This is a genomic window from Phenylobacterium sp., from assembly GCF_024508875.1.
GTDB lineage: Bacteria > Pseudomonadota > Alphaproteobacteria > Caulobacterales > Caulobacteraceae > Phenylobacterium.
The window spans coordinates 1-7403 of record NZ_JANINU010000110.1 but is presented as its reverse complement, the minus strand read 5'-3'; the positions used below and the strand labels follow the sequence as shown (position 1 = coordinate 7403).

At 68.7% G+C, this 7403-nt stretch carries 6 protein-coding genes; 3 read left to right on the top strand and 3 right to left on the bottom strand.

Annotated elements, in window-relative coordinates; all coding sequences use genetic code 11:
* Nucleotides 1–2 precede the first annotated feature (2 nt).
* The 3 genes from Q0L11_RS09755 to Q0L11_RS09745 all read left to right on the top strand — a co-directional run bounded on the left by Q0L11_RS09755 (nt 3) and on the right by Q0L11_RS09745 (nt 3855).
* Nucleotides 3–332, top strand: coding sequence for a P-II family nitrogen regulator (locus Q0L11_RS09755; protein ID WP_296596962.1), 330 nt, complete (start codon nt 3–5; stop codon nt 330–332).
* A 34-nt stretch (nt 333–366) separates the two neighbouring features.
* Nucleotides 367–1776 (top strand): type I glutamate--ammonia ligase, encoded by a 1410-nt coding sequence (glnA, locus tag Q0L11_RS09750; protein ID WP_296596961.1) that lies wholly within the window; start codon nt 367–369, stop codon nt 1774–1776.
* Between the two features lie 138 nt (nt 1777–1914).
* A complete protein-coding gene (locus Q0L11_RS09745; RefSeq protein WP_296596960.1) occupies nt 1915–3855 on the top strand; it encodes a M61 family metallopeptidase in 1941 nt (646 codons plus the stop codon).
* Nucleotides 3856–3877: 22 nt separating this feature from the next.
* Here the strand turns inward: Q0L11_RS09745 and Q0L11_RS09740 are convergent, their stop codons facing one another.
* The 3 genes from Q0L11_RS09740 to Q0L11_RS09730 all read right to left on the bottom strand — a co-directional run bounded on the left by Q0L11_RS09740 (nt 3878) and on the right by Q0L11_RS09730 (nt 7278).
* Nucleotides 3878–4093 (bottom strand): hypothetical protein, encoded by a 216-nt coding sequence (locus Q0L11_RS09740; RefSeq protein ID WP_296596959.1) that lies wholly within the window; start codon nt 4091–4093, stop codon nt 3878–3880.
* Between the two features lie 90 nt (nt 4094–4183).
* Nucleotides 4184–6574 carry a hypothetical protein gene (locus tag Q0L11_RS09735; protein ID WP_296596958.1) on the bottom strand — a complete coding sequence of 797 codons (2391 nt, stop codon included), beginning with the start codon at nt 6572–6574 and terminating at the stop codon, nt 4184–4186.
* Nucleotides 6559–7278 carry a hypothetical protein gene (locus Q0L11_RS09730; protein ID WP_296596957.1) on the bottom strand — a complete coding sequence of 240 codons (720 nt, stop codon included), beginning with the start codon at nt 7276–7278 and terminating at the stop codon, nt 6559–6561. Before Q0L11_RS09730 ends, Q0L11_RS09735 begins: the two co-directional genes overlap by 16 nt.
* Between the last annotated feature and the right edge of the window lie 125 nt (nt 7279–7403).

Sequence of the window (7403 nt, the reverse complement as noted above, 5' to 3'; positions counted from 1 at the left end):
AGATCGAAGCCATCATCAAGCCGTTCAAGCTCGACGAGGTGAAGGAGGCCCTGCAGGACCTCGGCGTCCAGGGGATGACCGTCATCGAGGCCAAGGGCTATGGCCGCCAGAAGGGCCAGACGGAGCTGTACCGCGGCGCCGAGTACGTCGTGGACTTCCTGCCCAAGATCAAGATCGAGGTGGTCGTCGCGGACGACCAGCTGGACCGCGCCCTCGAAGCGATCTCGGGCGCCGCGCGCACCGGCCGCATCGGCGACGGCAAGATCTTCGTGTCCGAGGTGATCGAGGTGGTCCGCATCCGCACCGGCGAGACCGGCACGGTCGCGATCTGACAAACGCTACGACTTCAAGAAGGGGATAATCGCCATGGCTTCCGCCAAAGACATTTTGAACATGATCAAGGAGAAGGACGTCAAATACGTCGACGTCCGCTTCACCGACGTGCGCGGCAAGATGCAGCACGTGACCTTCGACATCGACCTGGTCGACGAGGAATTCCTCACCGACGGCACGATGTTCGACGGCTCCTCGATCGCCGGCTGGAAGGCCATCAACGAGTCCGACATGAAGCTGCGTCCCGACCTGGACACGGCGATCATCGACCCGTTCTACCAGCAGACCACGCTGGCGCTGTTCTGCGACATCGTGAACCCCGACACCAACACGCCGTACAATCGCGACCCGCGCTCGATCGCCAAGGCCGCGCTGAACTACGTCAAGTCGGCGGGCGTGGGCGACACGGTGTACTTCGGCCCGGAAGCCGAGTTCTTCATCTTCGACGACGTGCAGTGGAGCACCTCGCCGCACGACACCCGCTACTCGTACGACTCGGTCGAGCTGCCGGTTAACTCGGGCAAGGCCTATCCGGAAGGCAACATGGGGCACCGCCCCGGCCCGAAGGGCGGCTATTTCCCGGTGAACCCGGTCGACTCGGGCCAGGACCTGCGCGGCGAGATGCTGGCGGTCATGGGCGAACTCGGCATGAAGCCGGAAAAGCACCACCACGAGGTGGCGCCGGCCCAGCACGAGCTCGGTCTGAAGTTCGACACCATGATCACCATGGCCGACCGCCTGCAGCTCTATAAGTACGTGATCCACAACGTGGCCCACGCCTACGGCAAGACGGCCACCTTCATGGCCAAGCCGATGTTCGGCGACAACGGCTCGGGCATGCACGTCCACCAATCGATCTGGGCGAACGGCAAGCCGCTCTTCGCGGGCGACAAGTACGCGGGCCTCAGCGACATGTGCCTCTGGTACATCGGCGGCATCATCAAGCACGCCAAGGCGATCAACGCGTTCTCGAACTCCACGACGAACTCGTACAAGCGCCTGGTGCCCGGCTACGAGGCTCCGGTGAAGCTGGCCTACTCGGCCCGCAACCGCTCGGCCTCCATCCGCATCCCGCACGTCGACAGCCCGAAGGCCAAGCGCATCGAAGCCCGTTTCCCGGACCCGATGGGCAACCCCTACCTGACCTTCGTCGCCCTGCTGATGGCCGGCCTCGACGGGATCGAGAACAAGATCGATCCGGGCGCCGCCGCCGACAAGAACCTCTACGACCTGCCCCCGCGCGAGCAGAAGAAGATTCCGGAAGTCTGCGGCTCGCTGCGCGAAGCCCTGGAAAACCTCGACAAGGACCGGGCCTTCCTCAAGAAGGGCGGCGTCATGGATGACGACTTCATCGACAGCTACATCGAGCTGAAGATGGAAGAGGTCATGCGCCTGCAGCTCCACCCGCACCCGGTGGAATTCGACATGTACTTCAAGTGCTAGTAGGCGGAAGCTGAACCGAGATCGGGCCCGCGGGGCGATCCGCGGGCCTTTTTCGTGCGCAGTTGCGCCCGCAGCGGTTGAGCCCTGCCCTGTAGCGGTTCTAGAAACGTCACAATCGTTCTCCGTCGGGGCATTCCTTTGAAATCAGCGTTCTTCGCCGCCGCCGCGGCCCTCGCCTTCGCCACGCCTGTCGCCGCCGAGACCTCCGAGGGTCCGCAGCCGCTGCCGATGCCCACACCGATCGCGACCCCGCGCGACGTGGCCTATCCCGCCGGAACGCTGAAGCTGGAGGTCGACGCCACCGACGTCGAGCGCCGTATCTTCCGCATACGCGAGACCATCCCCATCGTTGCCGGCGGCGGGCCGGTCACCCTGCTCTATCCGCAATGGGTTCCGGGTGGGCACTCGCCCCGCAACGCGCTGTTCGACATGGCCGGACTGGTGGTGAAGGCGAACGGCAAGGTCGTGCCCTGGACGCGCGACCCCGTGCAGGTCTTCGGCTTCCACGTCACGCCGCCCGCCGACGCCAAGAGCCTGGAGATCGAGTTCCAGTACCTCTCGCCGACCTCCGGCGATCAGGGCCGCGTCGTGATGACGCCCGAGATGCTGAATGCCCAATGGCTGAACCTGGCGCTCTATCCTGCCGGGTACTTCACGCGACGCATCAACATCGACGCCGCGATCAAGCTGCCCGAGGGTTGGGGCTACGGCGTCGCCCTGGAAACGGACAAGGTCGAGAACGGCTGGACCCGTTTCAAGACCGTCGACTTCGACACGCTGATGGATTCGCCGATGTTCGCCGGGCGCTACTTCAAGCGCTACGACCTCGATACCAGCGGCAAATCGCCCGTGCGCCTGAACATCGTCGCCGACCGGCCCGAGCTGCTGGCCTCCACGCCGGAGCAGATCGAGGCGCACCGCGAACTCGTCCGCCAGGCCGACAAGCTGTACGGCGCGCGCCACTACAATCACTACGACTTCCTGCTGGCCCTGACCGAACGCATGGGCGGCATCGGCCTGGAACACCACCGCTCGTCCGAGAACGGGACCACGCCGGAATACTTCACCGAATGGTCGAAGAATGCGCCGTCCCGGAACCTCCTGCCCCACGAGTACAACCACTCCTGGGACGGCAAGTACCGCCGGCCCGCCGATCTCTGGACGCCGAACTTCAACATCCCGATGCGCGACAGCCTGCTCTGGGTCTACGAGGGGCAGGACCAGTACTGGGGCTTCGTGCTGGGCGCCCGCTCGGGGATGGTCACCAAGCAGCAGACTCTGGACGCGCTCGCCATGACGGCGGCGACCTACAGCGAGGGCCGCCCCGGTCGCCAGTGGCGCTCGGTCGAGGACACCACGAACGATCCGATCATCGCAGGCCGCCGCCCGATCCCCTGGACGAGCTGGCAGCGCAGCGAGGACTACTACTCGGAAGGCCAGCTCATCTGGCTCGACGCCGATACGCTGATCCGGGAGAAGACCGGCGGGAAGAAGTCGCTCGACGACTTCGGTCGCGCCTTCTTCGGCGTGAACGACGGCGACTGGAAACAGCCCCTGACCTACACCTTCGAGGATGTGGTCAAGACGCTGAACAGCGTCCTGCCCTACGACTGGGCGACGTTCCTCGACACCCGCGCCCGCAAGGTGGCGCCGGCCTACCCGCTCGATGGGCTGGCGCGCGGCGGCTACAAGCTCGTCTATACCGACAAGCCGACCGACTACTGGAACGACAACGAAGCCAGCCGCAAGACCATCGACCTGACCTACTCGCTAGGCCTGACGCTGAACCGGGAAGCGACGATCACCGGGGTGCTGTGGGACGGCCCGGCCTTCAAGGCCGGCCTGACGAGCGGCGACAAGATCCTCGCCGTCAATGGCATCGCCTACGACACCGGACGCCTCAAGGAGGCGATCACCGCGGCCAAAGGCGGTAAGGACCCCATTACCCTGATCGTGAAGGACGGCGACCACTTCAAGGTGGTCGAGCTAAAATACAATGGCGGCCTGCGCTATCCGCGCCTGGAGCGGATCGAGGGCAAGCCGGACCTGCTGTCGAAGATCTACGAGCCCCTGAAATAGGGGCTCGGCGCCGGATGATCGCTCAGAGCTTCTGGGCGACCCACCAGTATGCGGCGAACGCCAGGGCGGCCGGCGCGAGGTAGGCCCCGGCGAACTGCCAGACCGTCGGGTCGGGCATGGCCGCCGTGATGGTCGAGCCGGTGAACACCACGGCCAGGATCGCCCCGGACGTGCCGACGATGTTCACGATCTCCGGCGGGATGCGGATGCCGCTCCGCGTCTTTTCCGAGTGCTGCATAGTGTTCCTCCCGTCCGCCGCCTTGCTGGCGGTCTTGACGATGGAAGCGTGGCTCCGGCGCAGGTTTTGTGCAAGCCCTGATCGTACAGGCTAGTCGTAGTAGTAGGGCGAACGCTTGGCCCACACGCTCCCAGGATAGGCCTTGTGCAGCAGCTCGAACGCCCGGCGGCCCGAGTGTTCGTGACTGCCGCCCCACCGGCCCGCGCGGATGATCCAGTACAGCGCCTCGGGGACCTGCGGATGCTTGGGGTTGGCCCGCGCGAACGCCAGCATCTCGTCCCAGACCGCCATCGCGCCTGGGGGCAACGCCTCGGGCGTCTCTCCGTACGAGGGGCGGATCCGGTAGAAATACCCGCGCTCCGTCCGCGCCTGGGCGGCGCCCGCTGCGGCGAAATCGGGCAGCCGGAGGGGCGCGACGCCGTCGCCGCATTCCCCCAGGCACGACAGGTCGGTCCGCGTGTCCGGATCGTCCTCGGACACGCCTGTCCCGAGCTGCTGATACAGGGCGAGCGGCGGCGGAACCGGCGCGACGGGCCGCCCCTGCGGCAGAACGACCCAGTTGGTCCACGGCTCCTGGAACTGAGCCACCGTGCCTTCCGGCCGGATGTAGTCCACGAGGTCGGTGCGCAGGCCCGGGACCTTGGCCAGCACGAAGAACTCCGCGAACCGCTTCTGTGGTCCGGCCGGCGCCGCCCGGATCGCCCGCCATTCCGCGGCCAGTTGCGGGAGCAGCGTTTGCAGGTCGCCCATCAGCCCGTCCACCGTGGCATGGTCGCCCAGCACGACCGCGCGGGCGTAGTTCGTCAGGGCGATGTCGAGCCGCAGCCTTGCCGGGAGCTGCGCGTCGCGGCCCAGCGCCAGCCTGGTCTTCAGGGGCAAGCGGTCGATCACCGCCCGCGCGTCCTCGCCGAAGCCCAGCGCCCCGGCATAGCCTTCTCCGTCGTAGACCCCTGCCGGCTGCACGGCGTCCGCCTGCCAAAAGCCGCGCACGCAGCCGCCCTTGTTGTCGTCGTCCCCACAGATCCGCCGGCGCTGCGCGAACCGCGCGAACTCGGCCGCGTCCGCCGCCACCTGCGCCCGCTGCGCCAGGAACAGGTTCCGGTCGTTCACCGACAGGTCGCGCCGGGCCAGCACCGCATCCAGCCTCGCCCGCGTCGCGGCCGCCCCGGCCCCACCCATGGTCAACCGCGTCAGATGGTATTGCGCGCTGAGCCACGCCGGGCTGGCGGCCGGGACCTTCCCCGCCGCTTCGGCGAGGTCGGCCGCCTCTGGCGCGCCGGGGTCCGTAAGGGCCAGCCCCGCCACCAGCCACGCGGGATCGTGCGTCGCGCCCCAGCGCTGCCGCGCGTGCGCCAGCGCCTCGCGCCGCGTGCGGGCCGCGAGCTGGGCGTAGGTCTCGGCCGCCCCCTCCCGCTCCGCAGCCTCGGCGGCGTCGCGGGTCGGCGCCGCCCGGATGGTGGCGATCCAGTCCATAGCCTCCGAGGGAGCGGTCCCCTTGTCGTAGAGGTTGGCGTAGTCGCGAAAGCCGACCGCGATGTCGGACACCGCGTCCCGCTGGCCAAGCTCCTTCTCCAGCTCCGCCATTAGTTGCCGCGGCCGGTCGCGGAAATCGAGCATGCGGCGCATCTTCGGCGCCTCACCCTGGCCGAAGGTTCCGCCTGGGGCCTTGGCCAGTTCGCCGATCGCGGCCCGCGCGCCGGCGAATGCATCAGCCGTTTTCTCGACCACCGCCGAGCGCACCAGCGCGCGCGTCCGCAGATAGGGCGCGAGCGGCCGCCACGGCGAGCCCCTGTCCTTGGCGATGGCGGCAAAGCGGACCGCCGCGTCGCTGTTGCGCCCCTGGTAGAGGTCGAAAGCCGCCTCCTGGTAGGCGCGGTCGGCCTTCAGCCAAGCCGGCGCATCGGCGATGGGGACGGGCAACGCCGCGCCCGAGGCATGACAGGCGTCGAACACGGCGTCCTGCGTCGCCAGCCACGCCTTCACCGCGGGCGAGTCCGCGCCGTACTTCGCCGCCCGGTCCTTCAGTGTCGCCGAGGCGGTGTCGAAGGCCTCGTCGAAACAGTTGGCGATCGTCGTGTAGTTCGCCCCCTCGCGCTCGGTGGTGATGTAGCCGACCTCGGGGGCGCCGGGCACGAGGGCCCGCGCCTTCAACCAGCCGTCGACGCCGACGTTCTCGCGGGAGATATCGTAGCGCCAGCGCCAGGGCGGATCGCAGCAGGGCGTGGAGAGCGCCTCGCCCGCGGCCTGCCCCACCTTCTGCCCGTGCAGCAGCCGCCAGGCGATATAGAGCTGCGGCCGCGGCGACCGCGCCATGACCACCCCCAGGCGACCGTCGTAGAGTCGCGACAGGTCCGCGGCCTCGCCGCCGAACTGGTCGACGTACCAGGAGGTCGTCATGCCCGGACCCGACGCGCGCGCCGCGTCCGCGCCGAGGAGGAGCAGCGCGCTCGCCAGCGCCAGGGCCTTCAGTCGCCGCGCCATGTCGCCACCCTCTCCTTCACCCGCTCAAAATCGGACGCCGTCCAGCTCCTCGGGCTGAACAGATAGACCCGGCGGCCGGCCGGTGCGCGCACCGGGGTATCGGTCGAGATCGCCAGCGCGCTTCGGCACCGAGGATCGGCGAAGTCGCCGCCCGCCGCCAGCTTCGCCTTCAGCCGGCCCCCGCCAGGCCCCATCCGGAACAGCATCGGCACGACCTCGTCGACCGGCGCATCCGCCAGCCAGCCTTCGGTCTCGCACCATGACGCCAGGGCGGTCATCGAGAGGGTCGTCCCGGCCGGAAGCCCAGCCCGCACGGCCTGCAGCAACGCCAGGAGGATCGGCCGCTGGGAGGCGCGTACTTCGAAGTCCACCTGCAGCCGCCGAACACCCGGCCGCGCGCCCAGGCGCAGCACGGCGGCAGCCACCTGCTCCGCCCGCTCCGACCGCCAGGCCAGCTCCCGTCGCGGGTCGACCTGCACGTGCACGACCGCCGTTGTCACGCGATCCGCGGGCGCCGCCAACGGATGGCGCCGGCCCCGCACAATCAGCCGCTCGCCCGACAGTTCGATGAAGCCCGTCTGCACGGCGATATCGGCGTCCGCCGGCGCGAAGCGCAGGTCCTCAGGCCGCTCCCACGCCCAGAGGGTCAACGGCTGGGCTGCGGCCCTCCCCGCCGCGCACGCCAGGCCGAGGGCCAGAAGCACCCCTAGCCGGCCCACCGCGCCTCCATCCAGGCGCCGGCCAGACCGATCGCCCGCCGCGCGGCCTGCAACACCCCGCCCCAGGCGTGGAAGACGTGGATCATCTCGGGCCAGACCTCCAGCCGCAC

What these genes read in the sequence shown, in the direction of transcription:
- glnA (WP_296596961.1), top strand. Translation starts at nt 367, where the DNA reads ATGGCTTCCGCCAAAGACATTTTGAACATGATCAAGGAGAAGGACGTC.
- Q0L11_RS09740 (WP_296596959.1), bottom strand. Translation starts at nt 4,093, where the DNA reads ATGCAGCACTCGGAAAAGACGCGGAGCGGCATCCGCATCCCGCCGGAG.
- Q0L11_RS09735 (WP_296596958.1), bottom strand. Translation starts at nt 6,574, where the DNA reads ATGGCGCGGCGACTGAAGGCCCTGGCGCTGGCGAGCGCGCTGCTCCTC.